The 24,994-nt window shown below is 68.2% G+C and carries 31 protein-coding genes, 3 tRNA genes and 1 pseudogene; 15 read left to right on the top strand and 20 right to left on the bottom strand.

Annotation, left to right across the window (positions count from 1 at the left end):
• From VF542_RS14680 to VF542_RS14690, 3 genes are all read left to right on the top strand, one after another.
• A partial coding sequence (locus VF542_RS14680; protein ID WP_408652449.1) for an ATP-binding cassette domain-containing protein occupies positions 1–445 on the top strand: 445 nt, incomplete at its 5' end.
• A gap of 49 nt (positions 446–494) precedes the next feature.
• Positions 495–1,688, top strand: coding sequence for a hypothetical protein (locus tag VF542_RS14685; protein ID WP_408652450.1), 1,194 nt, complete (start codon positions 495–497; stop codon positions 1,686–1,688).
• Positions 1,685–2,305 carry a hypothetical protein gene (locus VF542_RS14690; protein WP_408652451.1) on the top strand — a complete coding sequence of 207 codons (621 nt, stop codon included), beginning with the start codon at positions 1,685–1,687 and terminating at the stop codon, positions 2,303–2,305. The genes VF542_RS14685 and VF542_RS14690 overlap by 4 nt, the downstream gene beginning before the upstream one ends.
• Positions 2,306–2,542: 237 nt before the next feature.
• On the opposite strand, the gene VF542_RS14695 is transcribed toward VF542_RS14690, so the two are convergent.
• The 3 genes from VF542_RS14695 to VF542_RS14705 form a co-directional block, all read right to left on the bottom strand.
• Positions 2,543–2,616, bottom strand: a tRNA-Ile gene (locus VF542_RS14695).
• 118 nt (positions 2,617–2,734) lie between these two features.
• Complete coding sequence (locus tag VF542_RS14700; RefSeq protein WP_408652452.1) at positions 2,735–3,493, bottom strand: ABC transporter permease; 759 nt, start codon at positions 3,491–3,493, stop codon at positions 2,735–2,737.
• Positions 3,490–4,479, bottom strand: coding sequence for an ATP-binding cassette domain-containing protein (locus tag VF542_RS14705; protein WP_408652453.1), 990 nt, complete (start codon positions 4,477–4,479; stop codon positions 3,490–3,492). Before VF542_RS14705 ends, VF542_RS14700 begins: the two co-directional genes overlap by 4 nt.
• Positions 4,480–4,830: 351 nt before the next feature.
• Between VF542_RS14705 and VF542_RS14710 the strand changes: the two genes are divergently transcribed.
• The gene (locus VF542_RS14710) at positions 4,831–5,862 is read left to right on the top strand and encodes a hypothetical protein (protein WP_408652454.1); all 1,032 of its coding nucleotides are present in this window, start codon (positions 4,831–4,833) and stop codon (positions 5,860–5,862) included.
• Positions 5,863–5,902: 40 nt separating this feature from the next.
• Here the strand turns inward: VF542_RS14710 and VF542_RS14715 are convergent, their stop codons facing one another.
• Positions 5,903–6,709, bottom strand: coding sequence for a thioesterase family protein (locus tag VF542_RS14715; RefSeq protein WP_408652455.1), 807 nt, complete (start codon positions 6,707–6,709; stop codon positions 5,903–5,905).
• A gap of 80 nt (positions 6,710–6,789) precedes the next feature.
• Here VF542_RS14715 and VF542_RS14720 point away from each other — a divergent pair, with 80 nt between their 5' ends.
• Positions 6,790–7,092 carry a hypothetical protein gene (locus tag VF542_RS14720; RefSeq protein WP_408652456.1) on the top strand — a complete coding sequence of 101 codons (303 nt, stop codon included), beginning with the start codon at positions 6,790–6,792 and terminating at the stop codon, positions 7,090–7,092.
• A 23-nt stretch (positions 7,093–7,115) separates the two neighbouring features.
• Here VF542_RS14720 and VF542_RS14725 read toward each other — a convergent pair whose 3' ends face one another.
• On the bottom strand, positions 7,116–7,724 hold the full coding sequence (locus VF542_RS14725; RefSeq protein WP_408652457.1) for an SAM-dependent methyltransferase: 609 nt from the start codon (positions 7,722–7,724) through the stop codon (positions 7,116–7,118).
• Between the two features lie 280 nt (positions 7,725–8,004).
• Between VF542_RS14725 and VF542_RS14730 the strand changes: the two genes are divergently transcribed.
• Positions 8,005–8,367, top strand: a complete 363-nt coding sequence (locus VF542_RS14730) for a hypothetical protein (RefSeq protein WP_408652458.1) — start codon at positions 8,005–8,007, stop codon at positions 8,365–8,367.
• 114 nt (positions 8,368–8,481) lie between these two features.
• Here the strand turns inward: VF542_RS14730 and VF542_RS14735 are convergent, their stop codons facing one another.
• Positions 8,482–8,883, bottom strand: a complete 402-nt coding sequence (locus VF542_RS14735; protein WP_408652459.1) for a type II toxin-antitoxin system VapC family toxin — start codon at positions 8,881–8,883, stop codon at positions 8,482–8,484.
• Positions 8,884–9,119: 236 nt separating this feature from the next.
• Between VF542_RS14735 and VF542_RS14740 the strand changes: the two genes are divergently transcribed.
• A complete protein-coding gene (locus VF542_RS14740; protein ID WP_408652460.1) occupies positions 9,120–9,506 on the top strand; it encodes a hypothetical protein in 387 nt (128 codons plus the stop codon).
• A gap of 125 nt (positions 9,507–9,631) precedes the next feature.
• Here VF542_RS14740 and VF542_RS14745 read toward each other — a convergent pair whose 3' ends face one another.
• The gene (locus VF542_RS14745; RefSeq protein ID WP_408652461.1) at positions 9,632–10,237 is read right to left on the bottom strand and encodes a dihydrofolate reductase family protein; all 606 of its coding nucleotides are present in this window, start codon (positions 10,235–10,237) and stop codon (positions 9,632–9,634) included.
• Between the two features lie 88 nt (positions 10,238–10,325).
• Positions 10,326–11,204 carry an alpha/beta fold hydrolase gene (locus tag VF542_RS14750; RefSeq protein WP_408652462.1) on the bottom strand — a complete coding sequence of 293 codons (879 nt, stop codon included), beginning with the start codon at positions 11,202–11,204 and terminating at the stop codon, positions 10,326–10,328.
• Positions 11,205–11,279: 75 nt separating this feature from the next.
• On the opposite strand from VF542_RS14750, the pseudogene VF542_RS14755 reads away from it, so the two are divergent.
• Positions 11,280–11,369: pseudogene (locus VF542_RS14755) on the top strand (exodeoxyribonuclease III); the annotation flags it as partial.
• Positions 11,370–11,578: 209 nt separating this feature from the next.
• Here the strand turns inward: VF542_RS14755 and VF542_RS14760 are convergent.
• Positions 11,579–11,681: transfer RNA gene (locus VF542_RS14760), tRNA-OTHER, on the bottom strand.
• 272 nt (positions 11,682–11,953) lie between these two features.
• On the opposite strand from VF542_RS14760, the gene VF542_RS14765 reads away from it, so the two are divergent.
• Genes VF542_RS14765 through VF542_RS14775 form a run of 3 tightly spaced genes read left to right on the top strand, consistent with a single transcriptional unit; the run spans position 11,954 to position 12,765 of the window.
• Positions 11,954–12,454, top strand: a complete 501-nt coding sequence (locus VF542_RS14765; RefSeq protein WP_408652463.1) for a hypothetical protein — start codon at positions 11,954–11,956, stop codon at positions 12,452–12,454.
• A gap of 36 nt (positions 12,455–12,490) precedes the next feature.
• Positions 12,491–12,628, top strand: coding sequence for a response regulator transcription factor (locus VF542_RS14770; RefSeq protein WP_408652464.1), 138 nt, complete (start codon positions 12,491–12,493; stop codon positions 12,626–12,628).
• On the top strand, positions 12,625–12,765 hold the full coding sequence (locus tag VF542_RS14775) for a hypothetical protein (protein WP_408652465.1): 141 nt from the start codon (positions 12,625–12,627) through the stop codon (positions 12,763–12,765). Before VF542_RS14770 ends, VF542_RS14775 begins: the two co-directional genes overlap by 4 nt.
• An 80-nt stretch (positions 12,766–12,845) precedes the next feature.
• Here the strand turns inward: VF542_RS14775 and VF542_RS14780 are convergent, their stop codons facing one another.
• A complete protein-coding gene (locus tag VF542_RS14780; RefSeq protein ID WP_408652466.1) occupies positions 12,846–13,301 on the bottom strand; it encodes a hypothetical protein in 456 nt (151 codons plus the stop codon).
• A gap of 27 nt (positions 13,302–13,328) precedes the next feature.
• Complete coding sequence (locus tag VF542_RS14785) at positions 13,329–13,604, bottom strand: hypothetical protein (RefSeq protein WP_408652467.1); 276 nt, start codon at positions 13,602–13,604, stop codon at positions 13,329–13,331.
• Between the two features lie 536 nt (positions 13,605–14,140).
• Here VF542_RS14785 and VF542_RS14790 point away from each other — a divergent pair.
• Positions 14,141–14,392, top strand: a complete 252-nt coding sequence (locus VF542_RS14790; RefSeq protein ID WP_408652468.1) for a hypothetical protein — start codon at positions 14,141–14,143, stop codon at positions 14,390–14,392.
• A 541-nt stretch (positions 14,393–14,933) separates the two neighbouring features.
• Here VF542_RS14790 and VF542_RS14795 read toward each other — a convergent pair.
• From VF542_RS14795 to VF542_RS14805, 3 genes are all read right to left on the bottom strand, one after another.
• Positions 14,934–16,412, bottom strand: coding sequence for a hypothetical protein (locus VF542_RS14795; protein ID WP_408652469.1), 1,479 nt, complete (start codon positions 16,410–16,412; stop codon positions 14,934–14,936).
• 369 nt (positions 16,413–16,781) lie between these two features.
• Complete coding sequence (locus VF542_RS14800) at positions 16,782–17,420, bottom strand: hypothetical protein (protein ID WP_408652470.1); 639 nt, start codon at positions 17,418–17,420, stop codon at positions 16,782–16,784.
• Positions 17,417–17,641: a hypothetical protein gene (locus VF542_RS14805; RefSeq protein ID WP_408652471.1), complete on the bottom strand. Its 225-nt coding sequence runs from the start codon at positions 17,639–17,641 to the stop codon at positions 17,417–17,419. The genes VF542_RS14800 and VF542_RS14805 overlap by 4 nt, the downstream gene beginning before the upstream one ends.
• A gap of 233 nt (positions 17,642–17,874) precedes the next feature.
• On the opposite strand from VF542_RS14805, the gene VF542_RS14810 reads away from it, so the two are divergent.
• Together VF542_RS14810 and VF542_RS14815 are read left to right on the top strand one after the other, a co-directional pair.
• Positions 17,875–18,540: a hypothetical protein gene (locus VF542_RS14810; RefSeq protein ID WP_408652472.1), complete on the top strand. Its 666-nt coding sequence runs from the start codon at positions 17,875–17,877 to the stop codon at positions 18,538–18,540.
• An 8-nt stretch (positions 18,541–18,548) separates the two neighbouring features.
• Positions 18,549–19,856 carry a tyrosine-type recombinase/integrase gene (locus tag VF542_RS14815; RefSeq protein ID WP_408652473.1) on the top strand — a complete coding sequence of 436 codons (1,308 nt, stop codon included), beginning with the start codon at positions 18,549–18,551 and terminating at the stop codon, positions 19,854–19,856.
• Between the two features lie 17 nt (positions 19,857–19,873).
• Here the strand turns inward: VF542_RS14815 and VF542_RS14820 are convergent.
• Positions 19,874–19,946, bottom strand: a tRNA-Asn gene (locus VF542_RS14820).
• A 155-nt stretch (positions 19,947–20,101) separates the two neighbouring features.
• Between VF542_RS14820 and VF542_RS14825 the strand changes: the two genes are divergently transcribed.
• The gene (locus tag VF542_RS14825; protein ID WP_408652474.1) at positions 20,102–20,344 is read left to right on the top strand and encodes a hypothetical protein; all 243 of its coding nucleotides are present in this window, start codon (positions 20,102–20,104) and stop codon (positions 20,342–20,344) included.
• A 66-nt stretch (positions 20,345–20,410) separates the two neighbouring features.
• Here the strand turns inward: VF542_RS14825 and VF542_RS14830 are convergent, their stop codons facing one another.
• From VF542_RS14830 to VF542_RS14850, 5 genes are all read right to left on the bottom strand, one after another.
• A complete protein-coding gene (locus VF542_RS14830; RefSeq protein ID WP_408652475.1) occupies positions 20,411–20,728 on the bottom strand; it encodes an SHOCT domain-containing protein in 318 nt (105 codons plus the stop codon).
• Between the two features lie 36 nt (positions 20,729–20,764).
• Positions 20,765–21,397 (bottom strand): hypothetical protein, encoded by a 633-nt coding sequence (locus VF542_RS14835; protein ID WP_408652476.1) that lies wholly within the window; start codon positions 21,395–21,397, stop codon positions 20,765–20,767.
• Entirely contained in the window at positions 21,397–23,283 is a 1,887-nt protein-coding gene (gene dnaG / locus VF542_RS14840) for a DNA primase (RefSeq protein ID WP_408652477.1), read from the bottom strand. The genes VF542_RS14835 and dnaG overlap by 1 nt, the downstream gene beginning before the upstream one ends.
• A 99-nt stretch (positions 23,284–23,382) precedes the next feature.
• On the bottom strand, positions 23,383–24,690 hold the full coding sequence (locus VF542_RS14845; RefSeq protein WP_408652479.1) for a deoxyguanosinetriphosphate triphosphohydrolase: 1,308 nt from the start codon (positions 24,688–24,690) through the stop codon (positions 23,383–23,385).
• A partial coding sequence (locus VF542_RS14850; RefSeq protein ID WP_408652478.1) for a YbjN domain-containing protein occupies positions 24,687–24,994 on the bottom strand: 308 nt, incomplete at its 5' end. The genes VF542_RS14850 and VF542_RS14845, both read right to left, overlap by 4 nt.

Here is a 24,994-nt window from a genome sequence, read left to right on the forward strand (position 1 = left end):
TGAGCAGGTCGAGTACGCCGGTTGGCTCGGCGGCCTCAGTCGCCGCGCCAGCGTCCCCGCAGCCGGCGCGGCGATCAGCATGGTGGGCCTGGACCCGCTGGCGGGCCGGCCGGCGACAGCGCTGAGCGGTGGTGAGGCGGCCAAGCTGGGAATCGCGTGCGCTCTGGTGACATCGCCACGGCTGCTGTTGTTGGACGAGCCGACCGCCGTTCTGGACCCGATCGCGCGGTCCTCGGTCACAGCCGTGCTGCGGCAACTGGTTGCCGATGGCGTCACGGTCGTGGCCACCTCGCATACCGCCGCCGACGTTGGGCCTCCGTTCGAGCGGCTGGTCATGATGAACCAAGGCCGGATCGAGTTCGACGGAACTCCCGCTGATTTTCTCAGCGGCGTGCATTCCAGCCCCACCGCGACGGAGCTGGCGAGGGCGTTGCGTGGTTACTGACACGCTGGCTACGGGTCACCGCCCGGTGCCGGCAGGAGTGGCTCGGCGGGTGGGCGACCGCAGCGGGCTGCGGTCGGCCGCGGTGCTGTTGTGGGTGCCGGCCGTGGCGTTCGCGCTGTTCTTCATCAGCGCCAACGCGACCGGGTGGGCAGCGAACTACCCCCTTGCTGCCGCGTCTGAAGCCAACGACGGGGTGGTCATCATCGGCCCCTACGTCGCGTTGGCCGCGGCGTGGGAGATGGGGGCGTTGCGGTCGCTGTGGGGGCGGCTGCCGGTGCGGCGGCCGTGGTGGCGGGTGCTGAGCGGGCGATTGGCATTGGTGATCGGTTGCGGGCTGGCCGCGATGGTGACCCTGTACGGCGTCCTCGGTCACGCCACCGTGCTGACCGACTTCCCGGGCTGGTCCTTGCCGCTGATCTCGGTGATCAGCGTCCTGTGCTGGTCGCTGTTCGGGGCGGCGGTGGCACTCATCTTCCGGCCGCTGGTCGCACTGCCGGTGGCACTGATCGCGCCGTTTCTCGTCATCAGCCTGCCCCAGGGCTGGTCACCGCTGTGGCTGCGCCACCTCAACGGCTACCTCTCCGACTGTTGCAGCACCACCGACGTTCTCGACTCCCGCGCCGTCCTCGCCTCCCTCGGTTTCCTCGCAGCGATCGCGGTGTGCGCTCTGGCGGTCATCGCCGTGCGACTTGTGCGCGACCCGCGGTCCGCGCCGGCTACCGCGGCCGTCGCGCTCGCGGTCACCGGCGTTGCCGTGCTCGGTGCCTGGGCGCTGATCAGCCCGGCGAGCCAGCTCGGCCCGCTGCCCACTGCGACCCGCCCCCTGGCCCAGCTCGACTGCGCACAGGACGTCTGCCTGTGGCCGGAGGACAAGATTTACCGGGACGCCAATCAGACCGGCTGGGACCAGGTCCAGGCCAGCTGGCGCGCCCTCGGGCTTCCCCTGAAGACCACCAGGATCGGCCCGGTGACCACCCCGACGCTGCTGGGAGTCACCGTGACCACCGACAGCACCGACCAGGTCCGCGCCTCGATGGCCTCACTGCTACCACGGGCCGTGCTGGGCTGTCAGGACGACTACACCGACCAGAACCGAAACGACGCCCTGGCCGAACTTGGCTACCTCACCCTCAACGGCACCGGACACCCCGATCCTCTGGTCACTCCGCTGCGACCAGACCAACCACAGCCGACCGCCGCCGACGCCGGTCGGCTGTGGTCGAGTGTGCAGGCGTGCTCGTGAAACTGACCCTCAAAGCGCACCACGCCCCGGCAGCGGCCGGCCTATCACTGGCCATCTGCGCGTTGACCCTGCTGCTCAACGGCCACACGATCATGCTGCCTCAGCTACTCGCCGGCCTGACCCGGCCCGTCAACATCGGCCTGCTTTTCGCGGTCGGCTTCGCACCCACCACCGCCTACCTGTTCGGCGGAGACAGCCTGCTGCTGGAAGCGCAAGCCCGCCGCCCGCTGATCTCGGTTGACCTCGCTCTCGGCGCCGTCATCACCGCACCAATCCTCCTCGCGGCCTGCGCGGCGCTGACCACCCGGGACACCAGCACCGCTCTCGGCGTCGCCCGCGACGGCTGCGCCTTCATCGCCGCGACCCTGCTCTTACTCGCTCTCACCCGGCCCAGCCTCGCCGCCACCGTGCCAGTCCTGTACTTCCTCGCCATCAGCACCGTCGGCCTGAACTCCGACGGCTCAACACACACCTGGGCCTGGCTGCGCGCCCAACCCTCGCCAGAAAGCTGCGCAGTCTCCATCGCACTACTCGCCCTCGCCGTTACCGCGTTCCACTGCCTGGCCAGACGGAAAGCCGCCGCCCGACGCCCCCTGGAAGACCGCGCAACCACCTAACCGAACCCGAGCAAGCAGCTGCCAACCCAGGGTGCCGCCCAGGACGACTGCCACGCTCGGCTGCCTATTGCCAGCGATCCCCATGTTTGGGGTGTCGAATACTCGGCTGTTGGACCGCTGTGCGGCTGTTGGACCGCTATGCGGACGCGACGCACCCCTTACCCGGCTGTAATCGGCCGGAGCGTCATTACGCCGCCGTCTCCTGATCGAGATTGCCTTTATAAAGCTTGACGAAAGTGGGGCGGGTGGGGCTCGAACCCACGACCCAGGGATTATGAGTCCCCTGCTCTGACCAGCTGAGCTACCGCCCCTGACGTCCTGCCGGGTCATGGCGGCACGGCCAGAGGACCACGCGGCCGGGACGACCAGGCAGGAGCACAGATTGTCACACGCCCGGCGGCCGGCCCCGCGCCGAGGTGGCGCCCCCGGTTACTCGGCGAACCGGTTCAGCGCTCGCAGCGACAGCGCGGTGAGCACCAAGCCGGTCAGGACGATGGTGAGCACGCACGCCCCGAGCGAGCCCCAATGGATGTCCGGGTACAGCACCAGGTCCCGCAGGCCGGTGATCACGTAGCTGACCGGGTTCAACCGGGCCACCGCTCGAAGCGGGCCGGTGAGCAGCTCCAGCGGGACGAAGTTCGGAGTCAGGAACAGCAGCGGGAAGAAGATGATGAACGAGGCATTGGTGGTCTGGACATTCTTGGTCTTCAACGCGATCGCCATCGCGATGCCGGCATAGGCCACCCCCCACAGCGCCGCAAGCAGGATCAGCAGCACCACGCCCGGAACGCCCGAGCGCACCCGGGCGCCGAACAGGAACCCGACGATCAGCACCAGGGTCGACACCGCGATGCCCCGCACCAGGTCAGCCGCCAGCCGTCCCCAGACGATCGCGGTGCGCCGGATGGGAGCCGCCAACAGCTTGTCGAGATAGCCGATGTCGATATCGGTGACCATCGCCAGGCCCGAGGTTGCCGAGCTGACCGCGAACACCAGCGACACCGGCACCTGGAAGGCCACGTAGTGCTGGCCCTGCAGGAACGGCGTGCTGGGCGGGAAGATCCGGTTGACCTGCCCGATGTTGACGACCATGAAGAACACCGGGATGAAGACCGCCGGCAGCGTCGCGGCCGGCAGCCGCCAGACCTCCCGGACCGCCCGGCGGGCCAACAACAAGGTCTCGTTCATGCCGCAGCCTCCGGAGCGCCGCCCTCGATCCGCCGGCCGGTGGAGGCCAGGAACACATCGTCGAGGGACGGCCTGGCCAGCGTCACCGTGCCCGGCCGGATACCCGCATCCACCAGCAAGCGCACCACGTCGGCCACCGCTGCCGCCCCGTCCCGCACGTAGACGGCCAGCCCCTCGCCCGCGTCGGTGACGTGGTCCATGCCTGGAAGCACCGCCAGCGCGTCGCGGGCCGGGCGGTGCTCGTCCTGACGCAGGCCTACGGTGATCACATCACTGCCGAGTTCGGCCTTGAGCGAGTCCGGGGTACCGGCCGCTACCAACCGCCCGTCGTCGATGATTGCCAACCTGTCGCACAGCTGGTCCGCCTCCTCCAGATATTGGGTCGTCAGGAAGATCGTCGTGCCGGCGGCGTTGATCCGGCGGACCTCCTCCCAGACCGTCGCCCGGCTTGCCGGGTCCAGCCCGGTGGTCGGCTCGTCGAGAAACAGCACCTGCGGCTTGTGCACCAGCGCGGTCGCCAGGTCCAGCCGGCGTTTCATGCCGCCGGAATAGGTCTTGATGGTGCGGTTGGCCGCCTCGGACAGGCCGACCAGCGCGAGCAGTTCGGCACAGCGGCCAGCCGGATCGGCCACCCGGTACAACGCACACTGAAGTTCCAACAGCTCCCGGCCGGTCTGCGTCGGGTCCAGCCCGACCTCCTGCAGGGCCACCCCGATGTGGCGGCGCACCTCGGCCGGATCCCGCCGGACGTCCACCCCGGCCACCTTGGCATGGCCGTCGCTGATCGGCAACAGGGTGCACAGCATCCGTACGGTCGTCGTCTTACCGGCGCCGTTCGGGCCGAGGAATCCGAAGACCTCACCCCGGCGGACCACCAGGTCGATACCGCGAACCGCGTCGATGTCGTCCTGGCCGCGGCCGCCGCGGTAGCGCTTCACGAGGCCGCGTACCTCGATGGCGAGGTCGGCATCGAGCGGTGTGCTCACGTTCTCCAGCTCCATTCCTCGGCGTCACCGGGCGTCCGGCTGTCGTCTCGATCGTGGCATCCGCCTCCGACAACCAGCGCCACCGCGCCGGCCGGCGCACGAAGTCTGGCAGGCGCAGGAAGTCTGGCAGGCGCACGAAGTCTGGCCGGCGCAGGAAGTCTGGCAGGCGCAGGAAGTCTGGCAGGCGCAGCGCCGGCCCGCCTTCGAATTCTTCGCAGGCGGCTGGCGTGGGCCGCCGGCACAGCGCGACCGAGGAACGCAGGCCGACAGGGACGACACCGCAAGCCTGGGCAGGGTAGAAACGTCGGTGTGCAGCCGATCCCAGACAGCAAGTCGCGGAAGTAGTGAGCTGTGGACCTCGATTCCGCCGCCGAAGAGCTCTACGGCATGCCCACCGACGAGTTCGCCGAGCACCGCAGCCGGCTGGCGAAGCAGGCGCGGGCGGACGGCGACAAGGCGCTGGCGGCGAGCATCGGCAAGCTGCGCAAGCCGGTCCTGGCGGCGGCGCTGGTCAACGAGCTGGTCCGCAGTGGGCCGGCTGAGCTGCGGGAGCTGACCGAACTCGGAGACCAGATGCGCGATGCGCATCGCCAGCTGCGCGGCCCGGAACTGCGGGCCCTGTCCGAACAACGCCAGCACCTGCTGCAACGGCTGACCGACCTGGTCCGCGAGACCGCCGAGCAGAGCGGCCGCACCGTTACCGAACCGGTCCTGGCGCAGGTACGGGGAACTTTCGACGCCGCCATCGCCGACGAGGCGGCCGAGGCGGCGGTGCTCTCCGGGCGGCTGACCACGGTGCTGTCCTACACCGGTTTCGGCGAGGTGGACGTCACCGACGCGGTGGCAGCACCGGTGCGCAGGCGGCACCTGCAGTCGGTTCCGGACCCGGCCGAACCGGCTGGCAAGGTGCCGAAAGACTCCGAAGCCGACGGCAGGGCCGGCAAGCCCCAGTCCGGCGGCACCCAGGCCGGTGCGCGGCCCGGCAGGGCAACCACCGGAAAGGCCAGCACCGGCAAGGCAACCACCGGCAAGGACAGCACCGGACGGGCCGCTGCCCGGCCCAGCAGTTCTGCCGAGCAGGCCCACGAACGGCGAACCGAACGCCACCAGGAGCAGCTGCGCCGCGCCGAGGCCGAGCATGCCGAGGCCACCCGGATGCTCGAACGGGCACAGCAGGAGGCGGAGGTGACCGAGCAGCAGCTCGAGGACGCCACTGCCCGGGTGGAGCGGTTGCGCGCGGAGCTGGAACAGGCCCAGGAGGAATCCTGGCGGGCCGGCCAGGCAAGCAGGTCCGCCGAGCGCGCCCGGCACGCCGCCGAGCAGGAGGCCGAGCGGACGGCGGCTGCCCTGCAGGCAGCCCGTGAGCAGCTGGGCGTCGACTGACCTTCCCGGGCTGCCTCGAAGTGGCTCGATCCGGTCTGATTCAGCCGAGCAGTGCCAGCTGCCGGGATTGGGCAACCAGCCGCCCCGTCGAGTCCCAGATCTCGAAGTCCTCCTCGTGGTAACCCTCGATCAGGTACCTCGTGCTGACCCGGCAGGCCAGCCAACCAGGAACCGGCCGGGCCCGGACGTGCACGGTGAGCTCGATCGTGGTGGTGGCGTAATGGCCCAGTTCGAAGACTGCGGGCACCGCCATGTCCACCAGACCGGGCAGCAGCAAGGTGTCGGCCGGCCGGCCACCGGCCGGTCGCAGCCAGAATTCCGCCTTGGCCTGCCCGCTCGGCGAGCCCTGCCGCCAGCCGGGCAGCCGCGGTGTCCGGTACTCCAGCCGGCCGGCGATGCCCGGCGCTTCCAAGCCGGAGTCCCCGAGCACCTCGCCGCTGAACAGATCCAGGCAGTCCTGTGGAGGTGGCAGCACCGGTGCGCTGCCGGAGACCAGCGTCGGGCCGGCGGCCCGCGACAGGTCGGCGAAGCTGGCCACCACCCGGACGGCTTCCTGGTCGCCCTGCAGCAGCCGCGCCTCACCCGTCGCCAGCCGGCGTCCGGACCGTGCGATGTCGACGTGCACCTCGGCCGGCCCGGGCAGCACCCGGCGCTGGAAGAACGCCGACACCGCCAGCGGGTCAGGCTTGTCCAGCACCTGTTCCAGGGCGCGCAGGCACACGCTCAGCACGTAGCCACCGTTGGCGTGCGCATCCCCGACCGACCACCGGTCACTGATGGTGGCGCCGAACCGCGGCCCCGAGCCGACCACGGCGGTGTCGGCGTCGAATGGATGATCACCTGTCACATGGACCGACGCTGCCCTAAGCAGCCGGCGGCAGCAAGGCGGTTTTTGTGTGGGTTGGCACACCCTGTAAGGATGTCTGCATGGAGATGACCGGCTGGATCAGTGGACAGGTGTTCTTTCAGACCGTCGACCAGGGTGAGGTCGAACAGATCAATGCCTTCCTGACCGCCCGCGGGATCATCTGTCAAGTACTCACCCAGAGCGAGCACATGATGCTCGACCCGGCCGACCCGTCGGTCGGCGTCACCTCCGAACGCTTCAGCATCGCCGTCCAGCTCGGCGGCTTCCCGCAGGTGATCGGTCCGGTGCTGAACGAGCTGATCCAGCGGGCGCACGGCGGTGGCTGGCAACTGGAGGACGGCCAGCCACCCGCCACAGACTGAAAGGCGCTGAGCCGCCCAGCTCGTCAGCGGGGCTGCGCCGCCCGGTTCGTCCAGACGTCGATGGTGAAATCGGAGTCGACGACCTGGGTCTGGCGCTCCAGGCCCAGGATGCTGTCGAGAATTCCGTGCAGTGTCTGGGTATCGAGGATTCGCTCGGCGAACTCGTGCTGGTGGTGACAGGCGAGCACGGTGGCATCACGGGCCAGGCTGTTCCGGGCGACGGTGGCGAGCTCCGCCCAGGCAGCCAGATCCAGCCGGTAGCCGACCTGGTGCAGCACGATGAGGTCGAACTTCTGCTCGGTCGGCCACTGCTCGGGCAGCCGCATCCATCGCACGTCGACGTTGGACAGGTGGGCGGTGCGGCTGCGGGCTTCGGACAGCGCCGGCCGGTTGTCATCGGCTGCCAGCACCCGGTCGCTGCGCCGGGCCAGGCCGGCGGTCAGCTCGCCGGACGCGCAGCCCGGCTGGAAGGTGCTGCCGTAACGGGGATGATTGAGGGTGGACAGTAATAGGTCGCGGCGGCGCTCTGCCTGCCAGCCGCTGCGCATGTGCCACGGGTCTTCGCACGCGCCGTACAAGTGGTTGAGGTGTTCGAGGGTGTTGGGGCTGGTCATCATCAGGTGGGGCCTCACCGATAATCCGGTCTGGACAGCACGAATCACCGGTGGTACGGGGAGTACACCGCGGGCTGCTGAGGCCGGAAATTGACGGCTGCTTGCTGAACCGCAGCTGGAAAGTATCAGCCGTAACCGGTTTCAGCCCATCGGACAATTCGGCAACCTTCCGTGGAGCGGGCTGCCGTGACCGGTCGGTACGCATTGATCAGGTTAGTTGTTGATCAGGTTAGTTAAAGTGGTGATGCGGCTGGAGTCCCACCCGACGAGACGCTGTTCCGAGCTTCGAGGAGACCGGATGGCTGTGACAGCTTTTCAGGATCTGCCGCTCGCCGACGAGGATCGCCCCTGGGACGGTGCCGCCGCGGAGAAGCGGGTTCGATCCTGGGCCGGCGCCGAGGACGAGCCCAACCCTCGCTACCGCGATGCACACGTCTGGTACGACGCGGACAAGAAGTCCAACTTCACCGCGTACAAGCTGCTGATCGCCGACGTGGTGGACGGCAAGCTGGTCGCCGTACCCCGCGCCGTGCACGCCGCGGCAGCGGTGATGCAGGGATCACGCGGCGGAATCAACCTACCGGATAAGGACATTGACCGCGTCAAGGGCCACCTTGCCAAGTACTACGCCAAGCTGGATGAAACGCCGCCCTGGGACTGAGCACAGTTAGCTGCTGGCCCGGCGGACCAGCAGGACTGCCCGCTGGCACCGGAAGCTGCTTGGGCGATCTCGTGGAGGTCGGTGACGGCGACGCTCCCGGCGGGCCCCCCAACGTCACGAAATCAGATCGAAGGCGCAGCGGGTACCGCTGGCAGCAGCCAGCTTGGCGTCGCAGGTGGTGACCGTCGCCGTCAGCCGTTCGGCGAGCGCGACGTAAGCGGCGTCATAGGCTGTGACGTTCTCGCGAAGCGCCCACATCCGTTCGAGCAGCGGAGCCAGCGGCATCCGCTGGACCGGCAGGCCGGCCAGATGTCGCAACACGGCAGGTACCACCCGTCGCAGGGCCGGGTTGCCTCGCGCGAGACCGCGAAGGGCAGATACCACCTCGGTATCCAGGTGAGCTGGTGCGTACATCGCATCACCAGCGGTGAGCCGGACGACAACCGCGTCCCGACGCCGATCCTCGGTCAGGTAGAACACGGCCAGGACAGACGCGTCGACGACCGCCGGACTCACGATGCCTCGCGCACCTCACGAACAGCGGCGACCGCATCCTCCAGCGTGACAGTGCTGCCTTCCGCTGGCCGATACTCCGACGGGTAGTGGCGGAGGCGCGCAACCTGGGCAGCTTCGGTCAAACGGGTCGATCACGTATGCGCTCAGCGGCTTTCCACCTTCATATTTCGCACTTGCGCCCCACCCCTACATATCGCACCATTGCCGAACCACAATGTATTAGAGAGGCCCGCATCATGGCTCGTAGCGGCAAGAGGCTCGGATTCCTGCCGGGATGGCGGATCTTCACCTACGTGATCCTGGCGTTCAACCTGCTCATGCTGATCTGGATCATCGGCGGCATCTCATCGGCCAACTCGTCGAAGGACTGCGGCGGTCTTGACGCCGACACCTGCCAGGCCGCCACCGACGTAGGCACTGGAATCGCGGTGTTCTTCATCATCGTGCTCTGGGCGTTAGGTGACATCATCCTCGGGGTGTTGTGGCTGGTCACTAACCGGAAGCGGTCCCGGCCGTGCCCGGCGTGCGGGACGGACGTGAAGAACGGGACATTCGAGTGCCGGAAGTGTGGCTTCGACTTCCGGTCGGCGTTGCAGCAGCCGCATGGCCAGGCGCAGCCCTAGACCGGGCAGTAAGGCTTATCCCGACATCCAGGGATCTTGATGTTGCAAAGGCGCCTACCGGCTCTGGAAAAGATGAGCCGGTTGGACTCGATCGTGCTGCTGAGCTGGGGAGCGCGGCCGCGAAGTCAGCTGATGCGGCGGTAGCGGATGTGGGTGGTCAGCGGCGAGTGCAAGACTTCGGCAGGCTCGAAGTCGAAGGACTCGATCCCGTCGAAGATGCGCTCCCCCGAACCGAGCAGGACAGGCGCGACATCGAGGGTGAGCTCGTCGATCACCCCAGCTAGCAGCGCCTGCCGGACGGTCGAGGCCCCGCCTGCGATGTCCACACCGCGTTCCCCGGCGGTCTCACATGCCGCGGCGTAGGCCGCGTCGAACCCCTCGGTGACGAAGTAGAAAGTCGTTCCCCCGTCCATCTGGATCGGATCGCGAGCATGATGGGTCAGCACGAACACCGGCGCGTGATACGGCGGTTCGGGACCCCACCAGCCGGTCCATTCCCCGTCCCAGCCCCCGCGGATCGGGCCGAACATGTTCCGCCCCATCACATACGCGCCCCGGGGGCGCATGAGCCAGTCGGCCGCGATCTTGTCGGCCTCGGTCGCGCGAGGATCCCCGATGTGCCAACCGTGCAGCTCCCGGCCCCGCTTCCCCAGCGGGTTGTCCAGGCTCTGCTCCGGTCCGGCGACGAAGCCGTCCAGCGAGATCGACATGTGACAGGTGGTGTCTGGCACGAAGAGCTCCCCAGTGTTGCGACCTGCAAGCGGTCGCGCGGACGATAGCAGCTGATGGCAGACGCAAGGGAACACGGCCGCGGCGGTGTCAGCCAGCCGCGACCAGGGCGCGCAGTTCCTCGATCCAGGTGGCGGGATCGATGAAGTGGCCGCCGTCGGGGTCCACGACCACCTTGGCGTCGGGGATGTGCGCACCCAGCCAGGCGCCGTGACCCGGCGAGATCTCAGTGTCCCGGGCGCCGTAGCGGATGGTGACCGGTACCGCGATCTCGTCGAGGGAGAAGCCCCACCCGGCGAGGACCGCCAGGTTGTCGTCGACCCGGCCCCAGATTCCGGCGGTGAACCCGCCGCGCTTCGCGTTCACGAACTCCCGCACGGCATCGGGACCCGCAAGCTCGGCGCCGGCCTGCCCGTCCGGAGCGGCATGCAGGTTCGCCTGGTCCAGCGCCATGCCCGCCAGCTTTTCCTCCGCCAGCCGCATCAGGTTCTCGTGCAGGGCACGCTCACCATCGAGCGCCCAGCCGAATTCCGCGACGCCCTCCGGGCTCATGCCGGCCCACCAGTCCAGACCCTCGGCCCCGAAGGGAGCGAGGCCGCCCTGGCACTCGGCGGCCGTCACCCGGCCATCGAGGCAGGCAGCCACCGCCAGCGCGTGCGGTGCCCCGCCGCAGAAGCCGGACACCGCGAACCGATCCAGGCCCAGCGCATCGGCGATGGCGGCCACGTCCTGGGCGCAATCGACCACCCGCCGGCCGGGCTGGCGGTGCGAGGCGCCGTAGCCCGGCCGGTCGTAGGTCACCAGCCGCAGCCCCGCGCGTTGGATCGCTTCCTCGTCCCGAGGGCGGACATTCCGGGAACCCGGAATGCCGTGCAGGACGAAGACGGCAGAGCCGTCCGGATCGCCCCACTGCGCCACCCCGAGCGTGCGTCCGTCGGGTGCCGAGACCTCCGTCAACCGCTGCACCATGCGGAGAATTCTGCCTGACCGTCCGGACCCGGCCCAGCCCCCCGCTGGCAAGCACCGGCTGGAAGTATCGGTGGCGTGCGCGTCGCGACCTGGAACGTGCACTCGGTCAAGGCCCGGCTGCCGCGGCTGGTGAGCTGGTTCGCCGACCGCCAGCCGGACGTGCTGCTATCGCACCGGAGCGGGTGACGAAGCGGTTCGCCCAGCTGGTCAGTGCCGCCGGGCTCGTCGGCCGGGACGCTGCCGAGCGCGCCGCCGCGCTCGTACCGAGGCGCCGAAAGCGCCAGGAGCAGGAGCGTGCGACCAATCAGTGACCAGCGAGGCACCAGAAACGACTCAGGGCCCCCGCGCCAACGCTGGAGGCCCCGAACTTCCTGCTCCCCCGACTGGACTCGAACCAGTAACCCTTCGATTAACAGTCCCGGGTGAGCCGTCCCGAGTGGTGCCCGATGACCACTCCTAGCCCCGTTTTCCGGGGGATTCCGGCGGCTACGTCCCGCGCTGCGGCGCTCCGTAACGGCTACCAGCGGCTCTTACGTGACCAATCGGTGACCAGCGCAGCCACTCGGTACGGCTGCCGGAGTCGCGCTCCTCCCCCGCTCCTCTGGATTCGCGCCGAGACAGTTGAGAAGCGACTGAGGGCCTGTCGATGGAACGGGCTAGAGCAGTACCTATAGGCGGCCCCGGCCGGTGCGCGAACACCGACCGAGGCCTTGATCGCACCACCTACCTTCGATAGGGAGTACGACCCAATGAACGACGATAACGACCGCCCCATAACTGCCGGCCCCGCGGATACCCCGGAGTGGGTGCCTACGCCTGACCAGCCCTGGCGACCGATCCCTGACGGGGAGGACGGCGAGCCGTACCAATACGACGAAGGCGCGCCGTGGTGCGTGGACCGTGCCAGCCACCCGCAGTTTCACGGCGGCTACCCCTCCCCGAACCACCACCGAACCGAGTGCCGGTCCTATGACGGGTTCTTCGGTGCGCTGGCCGACGACGGGCGGCCGGGGTACTTCTCGGCGTACTTGGTGCGCCCGTTCCGGTTCGGGCAGCCGATGGCTGCCCCGGATCAGACCCGGCTCGCTATCGAGTTCGACCCGGCCGAGGACGACGCCGGGCCGCTGTTCCGGTGCACCGTCCACACGTCCGTCATTCGGAACCTGGCGGCGTACCTGACGCACACGGCCGATGTTGAGGACGGGTGGCGTCCGGCTCGGCACGTCAGCCACACCCTCACCGATGGCTGAGCGGAGCCCGGTCAGGTGCACCAGTACAACCGGTGCGTGCTGTCTGACCGGGAAGCCCAAGTGGTGCGGCTGCTGCTCACCGGGCACCGGGTGGCTTGGATCGCTCGGCGGCTGTTCATCAGCCAGAGCACCGTCCGCAACCAGCTGGCCACGGCGTTCCGGAAGCTGGGGTGAACTCGCAGCAGGAACTCACCCTGCTGTTCTTCGCCCTCTGGCGCGACGGGAGCACCCCGCCAGGGGTCCGGGAGCCGCGTCGACTCTGCCTGGCCTGCCGGACGCCGTTCTGGCAGAAACCGGAAGCCACCGGCTGACGGACTGAACCTCAATAACTCAGAAGCGGCAGGTAGGTCAGCGCCTACTTGCCGCTTCTGTCTGTGCTGGGTGGCTGGCCCTACTGACCGCTGGCGAGGTTGTGCCCGGCCAGACCAGCCAACCAAGGCGGGACCGTGTCGCCGCCAGCGGTGATCTGGTCCGCAGCCCACTTCGCTATCGCGGTCAGGTCCACGCTGCGGTGCTGTCTGGCCTGATCCCTGGTCAGCCGACCGCCGTGGTACCGGACATCGATGCTGTCATCGAACAGGGACGTATAGGGCACCCGGATCGATGGCGCATACACCCGCACCACGTTTGAGGTGCCCTCAGACTTGTAGCTAACGCCGGTGTGGCTCTCTGGATGCTGCTGCGCGGTAGTGAGGTGACTCAGGTAGGGCAGGCCGCTATGCACGAGGTGCATGCCGCAGTAGAACAGCGCCACCGCAGTCCATGAGTATTGCTTCGCTTCGAACAGCGCACGAGCATCCGAGTCGTGATACTCGGCATACTGAAGGTGGGTAGCGCTGTTAACCACCCGGCTAGTATGCCCTACTCGCTGGCCTTACCTGCCGGCAACAGTCAGTCGGCGGGCAGCGGCGCGGAAGTAAGTGTGGACATCTATGCCGAAGCTGTCCTCGACGCAGCCCGCAGCGCGAAGCACCGCATAGCGGAGTGTCCAGTCGTCAACGTCCGGCACCTCAACGACGGCCTCAAAGACGCCATGCTCCTGATCGAAGGACCCTTCAAGCACGTTCACGCTGTCGAGGAGGCTCAGACGGTCAAGCTCATCACGTAAGAGCCCTGCGTACTTGCGGTCAACATCGCACATGACGGTCATGCACACTCACCTCCCGAGGCGATCCGGTCCAGCGTGGCACCCGTTCAATACCGTAAGACACTACCCGTGACGGCTGTTCATTTCAGCCGAGGCTGCTTAGATATTTAGTTTATCCAGCACTACCGTTATGCAATCGGTACGCAGCGACAACGCAAATCAAACGATGAAGGCAGGCATTTGGCCGCGTAGAGCGGGCCTAGAAGATGCGGGCCGTGTGCAGGGCGTTAGCTTGGTCACTCGCCCTTGGAGTCGCCCGCTGGCTTGTCCTGCACCCGGCCCGGCGGCGGGGTCCGCATGGGGTAGAAGGACACCCGCTCACCCCGGCCTAAAGGCTTGCGCTGCTGCCGGGGTCCTAGCGTGGGCTGCCTTGCGTGCCACTGGCTGCCCTCCCTCATCCTCGGGTGTGCGAACGCATGCGAACGTGCCCCTTCAGTATCCATTTGTCCGCCCTAAGCGGACAACCAGTCCGCTCTCACCGGAAGCGGCCCCGCCACTGTTAGCGTCGTCCCCCCACCGACCCGAGGAGAATCAGACGAATGGCGCAATACTTTCTGCACTACGGCTCACAGACGTTCGAGCTGGCCGACGGGAAAGCGGCGGTAGAGCTGCGTCAAGCTCTGAAATTCGCTCAAAAGAACCGAGCGGGCGGCGACGTCCGCGCATGGACCACCACCGGCCTAGTGATCATCTTCTACGCCCCTGGCACTCCGGTTGCTATCTCAGCTGTCGGCGAAGAAGCCAGCGCCCCCCTCGACGAAGGCGGAGCCGTAGGCCAAGAGTTTGCCTGAGTGTCAACCTGCGATCACGTCTGGACCCTGACCGAGATCGCGGCGCTGCTGGACTAGGCGCGGCCCTCATACGGCAGACCGCGTTCGTGGGCGCCGGAATCGAACCTCCACGGGTTGCCCCCGGCGAGCGATCCTCGACGGGTCCGCGCGGCGGTCCTCACCGCCTCCTCGACAGCCCCTTCTCGCGCAGGGTCCCCGATAGCACCCTCTCCCGGTGCCACCCCGATAGCATCCGGTCGGGCAGCCCTCCGATTTGGTATCCGGTGCTGGCTCTGCGGTGCCCGGAATTGCTGGGCTGCGCGAGCACTGGTCACGCGATGGTCACACCGTCTCGCGGCGGGGTTCGCCCCCGTGCTGACCGGCTCGTCCGTCCACACGTACACCTGATGGCCGACCCTCCATTGATCGCACGCGATGCTGCATTCGCACTTCCCCAGGCACCCGCCAGAGCAAGACACCACAGGTAGCCGCCCAAAGCGAGACTCCACAGGACCGACGACCTGCAATCCGCCAACGATGGGGCGGGAACACCAAAATCGTGCTACGACTCTGCTGCATCGGGATCCGCCGGCCTCGCCAACCGTCCGGTCTGTGCTCGCACCAACGCCCTGATTTCAGATCGACGCTCCGGATGCTGACGAGCGTCCAACAGGAGGGCAAAGAGATCGCGCGTGTCGATGAGCAGCCCACCCGCTCCGGCGAACGCAGCGATGACGTCGTCGCGCCCGTTGAGGGCCTGTGGTCGGGTGGCTGGGTCTTCCCGCAGGAAATAATTGGCAAGGTACCACTGGCGTTGTGGCGCTTGTTTTTCCTCGCTGGCGTACATCGTCGTGTACTTCATCAGGTTCATCAGCCCCGATTCCGACACACCCTTGATGAAGCCCTTGGCTTCGCCGATGGCCAGCCAGCCCGGCTCGTCCGGGTCCGTGATGCGGAAATCCTCTCGCCGGGCGTCCGCCGCCCAGACGTCGTCCATGTTCCGCACAACGAAACCGAGCTCGGCCAGCGCACCCAATACTGCGACTTCGAGCGGCGTGCCAGTGGCGGTGAGCAAGCCACGTTCGTAGGCATCGCTGTCCGCGCGAGCACCCGATAAAACTTCCTCCAGGGCAGCAACGGTCTCTTCGTGCTCGGCACGAGCTTTCTCAAGAGCTTCGTCGGCATCACGTATCTGGCGCATCAGGTCGGCTTCAGTTGGCGTGGCCCAGTCGGCTGCGCGGGTCCAATCGGCGACTGCGGGGAACCGCTTCGGGTAGAGCTGATGCCACTCCCGAAACGCCGCCACGAGCCAGGCCCTTAGATCGCCGATCAGGTCCGACGGCAGCAGCCACACCGACGCCTCGGCGCTGCGCTGGTAGGTGCCGGCCAGAATCTCGTCGCTCGGTCCGTACAGCAGCGGACGAAGCTCGAAGGAGTCCCGCTCGCTTGGCGCCGCCGGCTCATCCTCGGCTTGCTTTGGGTTGCAGACACTGATCGTGATGTGGTCTGCCCTGTCCTGTGCTGCCGGCGCGAGGTACCGCTTTACCAGCTCGCTGATCTCGTCCGGCAGGCCCTGGGCATAGCGCACGTATCTGCCCGGAACGTGGTCCTTCAAGTAGACGAACTCATGGCCAAAGGACTCGCCCTCACCCTCGCACGGCCTCATGTCTGCGATCGGATAGAGCTTCCGCGAGCCGTCCAATATCCGGAAGATTGAGACGTGCGGCGGGAACTCCTGCCGCCACTTCCACCAGGTCGGCGGATCGGTGTAGTGCCCGCGATACTCCTCATCGCGCGGATGCGTGTCACGATCGACGCGAAAATATTTGTCGCCGGTGATGACGCAGTCGTACTCCGACAGATCCACGTTGGGGAGGTACAACTCGACCGACACGGTCGGAGCCACCTCAGCCACGACGATACCGATCGCCTCCGCGACTTCGTGTCCAAAGCCGGTCACCAGGACGCGGGGCCGCGGTTGCTCGTTCACGATCTGACCCGGCCGGACCGCGTCGGCCCTATGTTGTTGCAACTTGGCCATTACACCGCCTTCCTGGTCATAACGCTACGTTGGGGGCCGGACCGCGACGGGGTGCCCTTCCGGTTCCCGACCAGGAGGGAGGCACCAGCCCGGCCGGCCATGGGCGGTCGCCGTGAGCCCTGCAGCGGCCCGCCGGGCGCGTCTTGGCCGGTGCAAATGTGATGATGCTGCATTCGCACTTCCACAGGAACCCACCAAGAGCGAGACACCACAGGAACCCGCCAAGAGCGAGACACCACAGGAGCGACACGACCTGGGGTTGTCAGCCCGCATAGCGCCCGTCTGACCGGGGTTCCATAGGTCGGCCTGCTCCACAGGTCGTCCTCACAGAGCCACTTCTACAGGAGCGGCCTTCGTCGAGTCGGTCTTTCACGGATGTACCGCTGGCGGGGTCGCGCGGTGCTCCGGGCACGGCGGCTTGTTGAAAGCGGCGAGCCGCTGGCACTCCTGACACCGGGTTGCGGTTGGAATTTCGAGTGCACTATTAACGCTTAACTCACCTTCTCTAACTGAGTCCTTGCCTTGCCTTGCCTGTCCTCCGGCGTACCCGCTGTCGTCATCGGGTACGTCATCAGGTAGGTCAGCGTTACTGGCGCTCGCGCTGGAGGCACCGCGCGCTTGCCGCTCTCGATCGCGCTTGGCCTGCTGGTTCGCCCGGTTGCGCTCTCGCTGGCGCTCTACATCGGCAGCGAGCGATTGGGACTTTGCCCAGTGGAGAACGCGATACCCTCCATCGCTCAGCCGTTCCCACTTGCCCGCTGTGATCAGCTCCGCCGCGGTGGCCTCATCGACACCATGCGGGTACAGGAACCGCAGCGAGGTCGCCGGCAACCGGCCGTCTGTGCCCTGGCTGTTCGACCACATCAGCGAGCCGGTGAAGGTGCGCCAGGCACGATCGGAAAGCAGGTCCGTTCGTGGCTCGTACAGCCAGTGCTCGGGTAGCCGTGCGTCCACCATCAGCAACCATCCAAGCTGTGGGAACTGGGCGAGGCGGTCATGAAAGATCACGCGGTGGCTGGTTGGGTGCTTGCATCGGTCCCGGCCTCGGCCGTATCAGCCAGCTCGCGGGCCTCGTCATGGAGTCCCAGCGAGATCAGCAGATCAGCTGTCGGCACGAGGAGCTTTCGCCCTAGCCGGACGACTCTGCACGGAAATTCGCCCCTGGCCGCGAGTTCATAGCCGAGGTTGGCCCCGATGTTCCACGCTGCCGAAGCGTCCGGAATGCTCACGGCCGTTCGCGCCCTGCACTTCGCAAGGAGGGCCTCTCTCGGTGTCGGTTCCGGTGAGCTAGAAACTTGATGTTGCATATTGCACTCTCCATGTGGCAGACTGCGACTTAGTGAAAGTGAGACTAGGAGGCAAGACGTGAGAATGCAACACGACACGTGTGAAGTGCACTGTGCCATCTTTCGATGACCTGTCAGAGGTAGTCGGGCGCGAGGTGGAATGGCATCGACGGCGCATGCAACTCACCCGCCAGCAGCTCGCGGACAGGTGCATCCACCTAGGCAGCGATCTCACCTTCGCCGCCGTAACCAGCATCGAGACCGGCCGACGAGACAACGACGGCCGGAGGCGGCGCGCCGTCACGGTGGACGAACTGGTGGTACTAGCGCAGGCCCTACAGGTGGCACCTCTCGCCCTTGTTGCACCGGCTCGGTCTGATGTCCCGACAGCCTGGGCACCAAATCGCCAGGCTCATCCCTGGACCGTCGCAAAATGGTTCTCATCCGAACAGCATGAGATTCCCATCGGATCGGAGTCCGAACTCGACGCCTACGGATTCGGCTTGAAAGATCCGCAAACCGGTTTACACGGCTGGTACGAGATGCCCAAGTCGATCACCACCGAACTTGATCTGTGGCGCGCGCACGAGCGTGCTTGGAATGACTGGTGGCGGTCACGACACCGCGCGATCGCTGCGCGACGGCTGGCCGCTGACGCCACGGACCAAGCCGTTGCCCAGTCACGCACCATCGAAGCCGATGCCGAAGACCTCTACCGGCTGCAGGTGATCGAGCGGGACCTGCAGAAGGTCCGCGCGGAAATGCGCGGGTCGGGCATCGAACTGCCCATCCTGGCCGAAGGCATGGAGCACATCGACGACGAGAAGAACAGGCAGCGATGAAGGGCAGCGTGACGAAGCGATGCAACTGCCCGCCGGCCTACAGCGCGAAGGGCGAGCGTCTGGCCTGCAAGCTGCGCCACGGCTCATGGTCCTACGTGGCCGACGCTGGCCGCGACCCCAAGACCGGCAAGCGCCGCCAGGTGAAACGCTCAGGGTTCGCCACGAAGGTCGAGGCCGAGCAGGCGCTCGCTGAGCTGGTCGATTCGATCGGCAAGGGCACGCTGGCACACGATGAGCGCCAGACGCTCGCGCACTTTCTCGCGGAATGGCTCACCGAGAAGGAACGCAACGGTCTGCGCCCGACCACGCTGCGCGGGTACCGCGACCACATCGACGGCCTGATCGTTCCGCTGCTCGGCCGCGAGCGGCTGCGCGATCTCCGACCAACGCACGTCGAGCAGTTGCTACGGGAAGCCGCCAAGGCGGGCAACGGCCGGAACATGGGACCGGCCAGCATCCGCCGGCTTCACGCCACCGTGCGTAGCGCGCTCGGGACGGCCAAGCGCCGACGGCTCATCACCTTCAATCCGGCGGTCGACGTCGAGCTGCCCTCCGCTCCCCGGCCGCGGGTCCAGCCGTGGGAGCCGGCCGAACTCGGCGCGTTCCTGGACTCCATCGCGGCCGATCGGTTCGGGTCGCTGTTCGAGCTGATCGCCGCGACCGGGCTACGGCGCGGTGAGGCCGTGGGCCTGCGCTGGGCCGATGTAGACCTCGCGCGCGGCGTTCTGGTTGTGCGCCAGCAACTCGTCGCGCTCAGCGGCGCACAGCCGCCGTGCGCGTACTGCGGTCGCCAGCACCTGGGCGCCGCCTTCGGCCGGCCCAAGACCGCCAGTGGCGAAGATCGCACGGTGGAGCTGGACGGCGGTGTGGTCGGCGTGCTGATGGCTCACCGGCTGCAGCAGGACATCGAGCGTGCGACGTGGGGCGCTGCCTACTCAGACCACGGCCTGGTGTTCGCCCGCGAGGACGGGACACCGATCGCGCCGGAGCGGGTGACGAAGCGATTTGCCCAGCTGGTCAACGCTGCCGGGCTCCGCTCGATTCGCCTGCACGATCTGCGACACGGGCAGGCGTCCCTCATGCTCGCCGCCGGCGTCCCGATTGCCGTGGTGTCCAAGCGGCTCGGGCACTCGACCATCACCCTGACCTCTGACACCTACAGCCACATGCTGCAGGGCGTCGGCCGGGACGCTGCCGAGCGTGCCGCCGCGCTCGTACCGAGGGCGCCGAAAGCGCCGCCAGCAAGCGCGTGCGACCGACCAATCGGTGACCAGCGAGGCACCAGAAACGACTCAGGGCCCCCGCGCGAACGCTGAAGGCCCCGGAATCCCTGCTCCCCCGACTGGACTCGAACCAGTAACCCTTCGATTAACAGTCGAATGCTCTGCCAATTGAGCTACGGGGGACCGTGCGAGCCGTCTGGCCGACCGGCGGTGTGAGCCGACGGGCGAGCAGGCAGCGGTTAGAAGAGTAGCCCATGGGCGTCCGGGCTCGCCGCGCGCCCCGACCCAGGGCAGACTGGGAAGCCGGACACCACCCGCAGGCGGAAGGCAGATGAGGCATGAAGTTCCTGCTCGGCATCGCTGTCGGCTACGTACTGGGCTCACGAGCCGGTCGCGAGCGCTATGAGGACATCGTCGCGGTAGCCCGCCGGGTGGCCGGCAGCCAGACCGTCCAGGCCACCGCCGGCGTTCTGCAGGCGCAGGCCGCCGGAGCGGCCGAGCGGGCCAAGAGCCGGCTCGGCGGCCGGGTGCTGACCGGTCAGCGGTCCGGCTCGGCCAGCGCCAACGGCCACCGGTACTGAGGAGCGGTTCTGGACCGCCGGCCATTCCGGACCGGACCGCAGGCCGTCCTTTGACAGTCCGAGGTGTCAGATGCCGGCGATGATCTGGGTGCGGCGTGCTTCGTACTCCTGCGGCGTGATGAGTCCCCGGTCCCGCAGGTCGGTCAACTCGGCAAGCCTGCTCGACGTCGAAGGCGCCGCCGGCTGACCCCTGATCATCCGGACCGCGAGTTGGGCTCCGGCCGTAGTGGGATCGATGCCGGCCTGTCGCAGTACCCGGCGGTTGCGGCCGATCATCACCGCCACGGTCACCCAGACACAGAGGATCACCACGGCCATGACCCCGAAGATCCACGGAAACACGCTGGCGGCGGTTTCGAACTCGTCCGCATAATCGAGTGCCATCCGAGGATTGTGCCCGAACTATCCGCAGCGCGGGTCTCAGGCGGGAAACAACTGCTCCGGCGTCAGTTTGGTGGCCCGGTCCAGGTATCCGGCCAGCGCTTCCCGCGCCGCCGGCGAGTCCGGCGTGCCGGAGTCCAGCCGGGCGGTCCAGAGCAGGCCATCCGTGCCGGGCCGGCGCCGGGCCACGATCCGCCCGGTGCCACCCGGCACCCGGACCTGCTCCCAGCGGGCGATGCTCGCCTCGACCCGGGTCTTTACCACCGCCGGCAGGTTGCGCGGCTCGGCCAGCCGCAACGTCAGCGTGGGCAGGTCGGTGACCAACCCGGCGTCGTCGAGGACTCCCTCGATGACCTGCAGGCCGTCCTCGCCCCAGGTCGCCCTGACCACCTGGTCCCAGCCGATCCGGTGCCAGCCGGGCGCCGGATACCGTTGCCAGCCCGACGCCGGGTTACCGGTCACCTCCCCGGTCACCGAACTGCCAGGCACCTGCGTCGAGCCGACCGCCGCTGAGCCATCCGCACGCTGCCCAGCACCCGGGAGCCACAGTCCGTACTGGGTGGCGACGACCGCGGCGCTGCCGTCCTCGGCCATCGCCAGCACCCGCTCGTGCTCGTTGAACAGCCCGCGCAAGTCGGCCGGCGGGCGCACCCGCCTACCGAACAGCGCCATCAGGACTCGCCGCCGATCGCCCTGGACCGCAACGCCCGCCGGCGCTGCTCCAGCTGCATGAGCTGCCCGAACAACCTGCCCTGCTCCTCCGCGTCGCCGACCGCGTCCAGTCGCTGCACCTTCGACTTCAACTGTGCCACCTGCCGGGCCACCACCTGCTCGGCGAGGTTGACCACCATCGCCTCGGCGTAGCGGGACTGGGCGTCGGTGCCCGAGCGCAGCGGCTCGACGGCGAGCGCGTTGACGGCGGCCCGCGCCTCCGACCCCGGCGGCAGGTGCTCGGACACCCGCTCGACCCAGGCCGGCCCGGTCCGGCCGGCGGCGGCGCCACCGGCGGCGGCGATGGCGGTCTGCAACTGCTGGTGCACGGCCGTCAGGAACGCCTGCGGTCCCAGCTGGTCGAACTGCTCGGCCACCACCTCGGGCAGTTGCAACGCGGCCTTGATCACCTCGCGCTCGGCCTGCCCGACCTTCGGCGGCACCCCGGGCACCGCTCCGGCCTGCGCGGGGGCCGGCTGCGTCCGCTGCTGGTTCTCCCCCGCCCGGGCCATCCCCCGCACCCGGCTGAGGATCTCGTCCGGATTGGCCACCCCGCTGAGCCGGGCCAGCTCGCGGGCGTACTCGAAGCGGTGCGACGGGTCCTTGATCTGGGCCACCAGCGGCACCGTCAGGTTCAGCGCGGCCACCCGGCCCTCGACGGTGTCGACGTCGAAGCGCTTGATGATGGTCGCGAGCATGAACCGCAGCATCGGCACGTTGGACTCGATCAGCGCCCGCACCGCCGGATCGCCGCCGGCCTGCCGCAGGTCGCACGGGTCCTTGCCGGCCGGGTCGATCGCGACGAACGTCTGCGCGAGGAACTTCTGCTCGTCCTTGAAGGCCCGCTCGGCCGCCTTCATGCCGGCCGCGTCGCCGTCGAAGGTGAAGATCACCTTGGTGGTCGCCTGGGCCTCCTCGGCGCTGTTGCTCGACCACAGCCGCCGGATCACGTTGACATGCTCGCCGCCGAAGGCGGTGCCGCAGGTCGCCACCGCGGTGGTGACCCCGGCCAGGTGGCAGGCCATCACGTCGGTGTAGCCCTCGACGATCACCGCCTGGCGCTGGGTGGCGATCTCGCGCTTGGCCACGTCCATGCCGTAGAGCAGCTGGCTCTTCTTGTAGATCGGGGTCTCGGGGGTGTTGAGGTACTTGGCCTCGATCTTGTCGTCGTCGTGGATGCGGCGGGCACCGAAGCCGACCACCTCACCGCCGACGTCCTTGATCGGCCAGAGCAGCCGGCGGTGGAACCGGTCGATCAGCGAGCCGCGCCCGGACTCCCGGGACAGCCCCGCCAGGTTCAGCTCGGCGGGGGTGAAGCCGCGGCCGAGCAGGTGCTTGGTGAGGGAATCCCAGCCGGCCGGCGCGTAACCGCAGCCGAACCGGTTGCTGGCCGCGGCGTCGAAACCCCGCCCGGTCAGGAAGTCCCGCGCCGGCTGCGCCTCGGGTGTTTCCAGCTGCTCCTGGTAGAAGGCCGCAGCGATCGTGTGCGCCTCCACCAGCCGGGCCCGCTGCCCGGACGGCCGGTGCGAGCTCGGGCCGCCGTCGGCGTAGCGCAGCTGGATGCCGGCCCGGGCGGCCAGGCTCTCCACCGCCTCGCTGAAGGACAGGTGCTCGATGCGCTCGACGAACCGGATCACGTCACCGCCGGCAGAGCAGCCGAAGCAGTGGAACAGCCCGCGGGCCGGGGACACCGACAGCGACGGGGACTTCTCGTCGTGGAACGGGCAGATGCCCTTGAGGTTGCCGCCACCGGCATTGCGCAGCTGGACGTGCTGGCCGATCACCTCGGCGATGTCGGAGCGTTCCCGGACGGCGGCGATGTCCTCGTCGCGAATCCGGCCTGCCATGCCCAGAGTGTAGGTGTGCGAGTGAATGTCAGTGGCGGCACGAGTGGGTAAGTGTGAGGCACAGGTCTGCGGCCCCGCGTGATATTCGAGTGCTGCGAATCAGCCGCCGGACACCAGCCGCCGGTGCCAGGCCCGCGCGGACGAGTCGGTCAGCTGGGCGACCTGGTCGATCACCACCCGGAGCCGTCCGGTATCCCCCTCGGCCTGCCGCCAGCTGTCGCGCAGCGTCTCCGACAGCGCCGGCTCGCCGCGGTCCAGCAGCACCTCGACCAGCTCGGTCAGCACCCGCCGCTGCTGCGACAGTGGCTGCTCCACGCCGTCGCGGCGCATCACGTAGCGAAACGCGATCGCCTTGAGCAACGCGCACTCGGCCCGCACCTGCCCGGGCACCACCAGCTCCGCCCGGTAGCGGCCGAGCGGGCCGTCCGGATACCGGTTGCGGGTCGCCCGGACGGCGGCGGTCACGAACCGGCCGGTCAGCTCGCTGGTGGCCCGCTTGGCCATCGCCTGGGCGGCGTAGGAGCCGTCGTAGCCGGCCAGGTCGGCCAGCGCCGGCAGCCGCAGCAAGTCATCGAGCACCGGCTGCAGCTCGGCCACGGTGAGCGGTGAGTAGAACCGGCCGGCCTGCTCGCACAGGGCCTGGCGCTCGGTGTCCGAAGCCAGCGTCGCGAGCCGGATGTGACCGGAGTGCACGCCGTCCTCGACATCGTGCACCGAGTACGCGACGTCGTCGGCCCAGTCCATCACCTGCGCCTCCAGGCACCGCTCACCGTCCGGACGGCCCGCGCGCAGCCAGTCGTAGGCCGCCCGGTCATCGTCATAGACGCCGAACTTCCTGGAACCACTGGAGCCGCTGCCGCCGGCCGCGCCTGCTGGCCACGGGTACTTGCACACCGCGTCCAGGGTCGCCCGGGCCAGGTTCAGCCCGGCCGAGTTGCCGTCGGAGGTGACCGCCTTCGCCTCCAGCCGGGTCAGGATCCGCAAGGTCTGGGCGTTGCCCTCGAAACCTCCGCAACCGCCGTCCGTCGCGACCTGGTTCAGGGCCTCCTCGCCGTTATGGCCGAACGGCGGGTGCCCGAGATCGTGCGCCAGGCCCGCCGCATCGGTGAGGTCCGGGTCGCAGCCGAGCGCGGCGCCCATCTCGCGGCTGATCTGGGCGACCTCGAGCGAGTGAGTCAGCCGGGTGCGCGGGAAGTCGTCCTGACCGGGCGAGACGACCTGGGTCTTGTCGGCGAGCCGCCGGAAGGAATAGGAGTGCAGCACCCGGGCGCGATCACGCTGAAAGGTGCCCCGGCGCAGCGACGGCTCGCTCGGAGCTTGAGCGCGCTTGTCGCTCTCGGCCAGCCAGCGGGCCTGGTCCTCGCTGCTGTAGCGGAAGCTCTCCGGCTCGCAACTGCCGGTGCTCAGACGTGCTCCTCGGTCCAGTCGGCGAACTGCTGAAGGTTCTGCAACCACATGCCCACCGTGAACTTCAGCTGCTGCCGGCTGATCCCGCCCTCGAAGTCGAAGGCCTGCTCGGCGCAGATCCCCACCAGGCCGTCGTCGGGAAGCACGGTGTAGGCCTTGGGAAACAGCTTGCTGCGGTTCCAGTCGTCCAGCACCAGGGCCAGCGTGGGCCGCAACTCGACCTCGAACCTGCGGTTGAGGTAGAGACGGGCTTGCAGCACCTCGTCGTCGCGGCCGTAGTGGAAGAAGTAGATGCTGAAGTTCT

It is taken from the genome of Jatrophihabitans sp., from assembly GCF_036389215.1.
In the GTDB taxonomy this organism is placed as follows: Bacteria; Actinomycetota; Actinomycetes; order Mycobacteriales; family Jatrophihabitantaceae; genus Jatrophihabitans_A.

What these genes read in the sequence shown, in the direction of transcription:
- VF542_RS14700 (WP_408652452.1), bottom strand. Translation starts at nt 3,493, where the DNA reads ATGAACGAGACCTTGTTGTTGGCCCGCCGGGCGGTCCGGGAGGTCTGG.
- VF542_RS14720 (WP_408652456.1), top strand. Translation starts at nt 6,790, where the DNA reads ATGGAGATGACCGGCTGGATCAGTGGACAGGTGTTCTTTCAGACCGTC.
- VF542_RS14730 (WP_408652458.1), top strand. Translation starts at nt 8,005, where the DNA reads ATGGCTGTGACAGCTTTTCAGGATCTGCCGCTCGCCGACGAGGATCGC.
- VF542_RS14740 (WP_408652460.1), top strand. Translation starts at nt 9,120, where the DNA reads ATGGCTCGTAGCGGCAAGAGGCTCGGATTCCTGCCGGGATGGCGGATC.
- VF542_RS14750 (WP_408652462.1), bottom strand. Translation starts at nt 11,204, where the DNA reads ATGGTGCAGCGGTTGACGGAGGTCTCGGCACCCGACGGACGCACGCTC.
- VF542_RS14765 (WP_408652463.1), top strand. Translation starts at nt 11,954, where the DNA reads ATGAACGACGATAACGACCGCCCCATAACTGCCGGCCCCGCGGATACC.
- VF542_RS14785 (WP_408652467.1), bottom strand. Translation starts at nt 13,604, where the DNA reads ATGACCGTCATGTGCGATGTTGACCGCAAGTACGCAGGGCTCTTACGT.
- VF542_RS14790 (WP_408652468.1), top strand. Translation starts at nt 14,141, where the DNA reads ATGGCGCAATACTTTCTGCACTACGGCTCACAGACGTTCGAGCTGGCC.
- VF542_RS14795 (WP_408652469.1), bottom strand. Translation starts at nt 16,412, where the DNA reads ATGGCCAAGTTGCAACAACATAGGGCCGACGCGGTCCGGCCGGGTCAG.
- VF542_RS14810 (WP_408652472.1), top strand. Translation starts at nt 17,875, where the DNA reads ATGCAACTCACCCGCCAGCAGCTCGCGGACAGGTGCATCCACCTAGGC.
- VF542_RS14825 (WP_408652474.1), top strand. Translation starts at nt 20,102, where the DNA reads ATGAAGTTCCTGCTCGGCATCGCTGTCGGCTACGTACTGGGCTCACGA.
- VF542_RS14830 (WP_408652475.1), bottom strand. Translation starts at nt 20,728, where the DNA reads ATGGCACTCGATTATGCGGACGAGTTCGAAACCGCCGCCAGCGTGTTT.
- VF542_RS14835 (WP_408652476.1), bottom strand. Translation starts at nt 21,397, where the DNA reads ATGGCGCTGTTCGGTAGGCGGGTGCGCCCGCCGGCCGACTTGCGCGGG.
- dnaG (WP_408652477.1), bottom strand. Translation starts at nt 23,283, where the DNA reads ATGGCAGGCCGGATTCGCGACGAGGACATCGCCGCCGTCCGGGAACGC.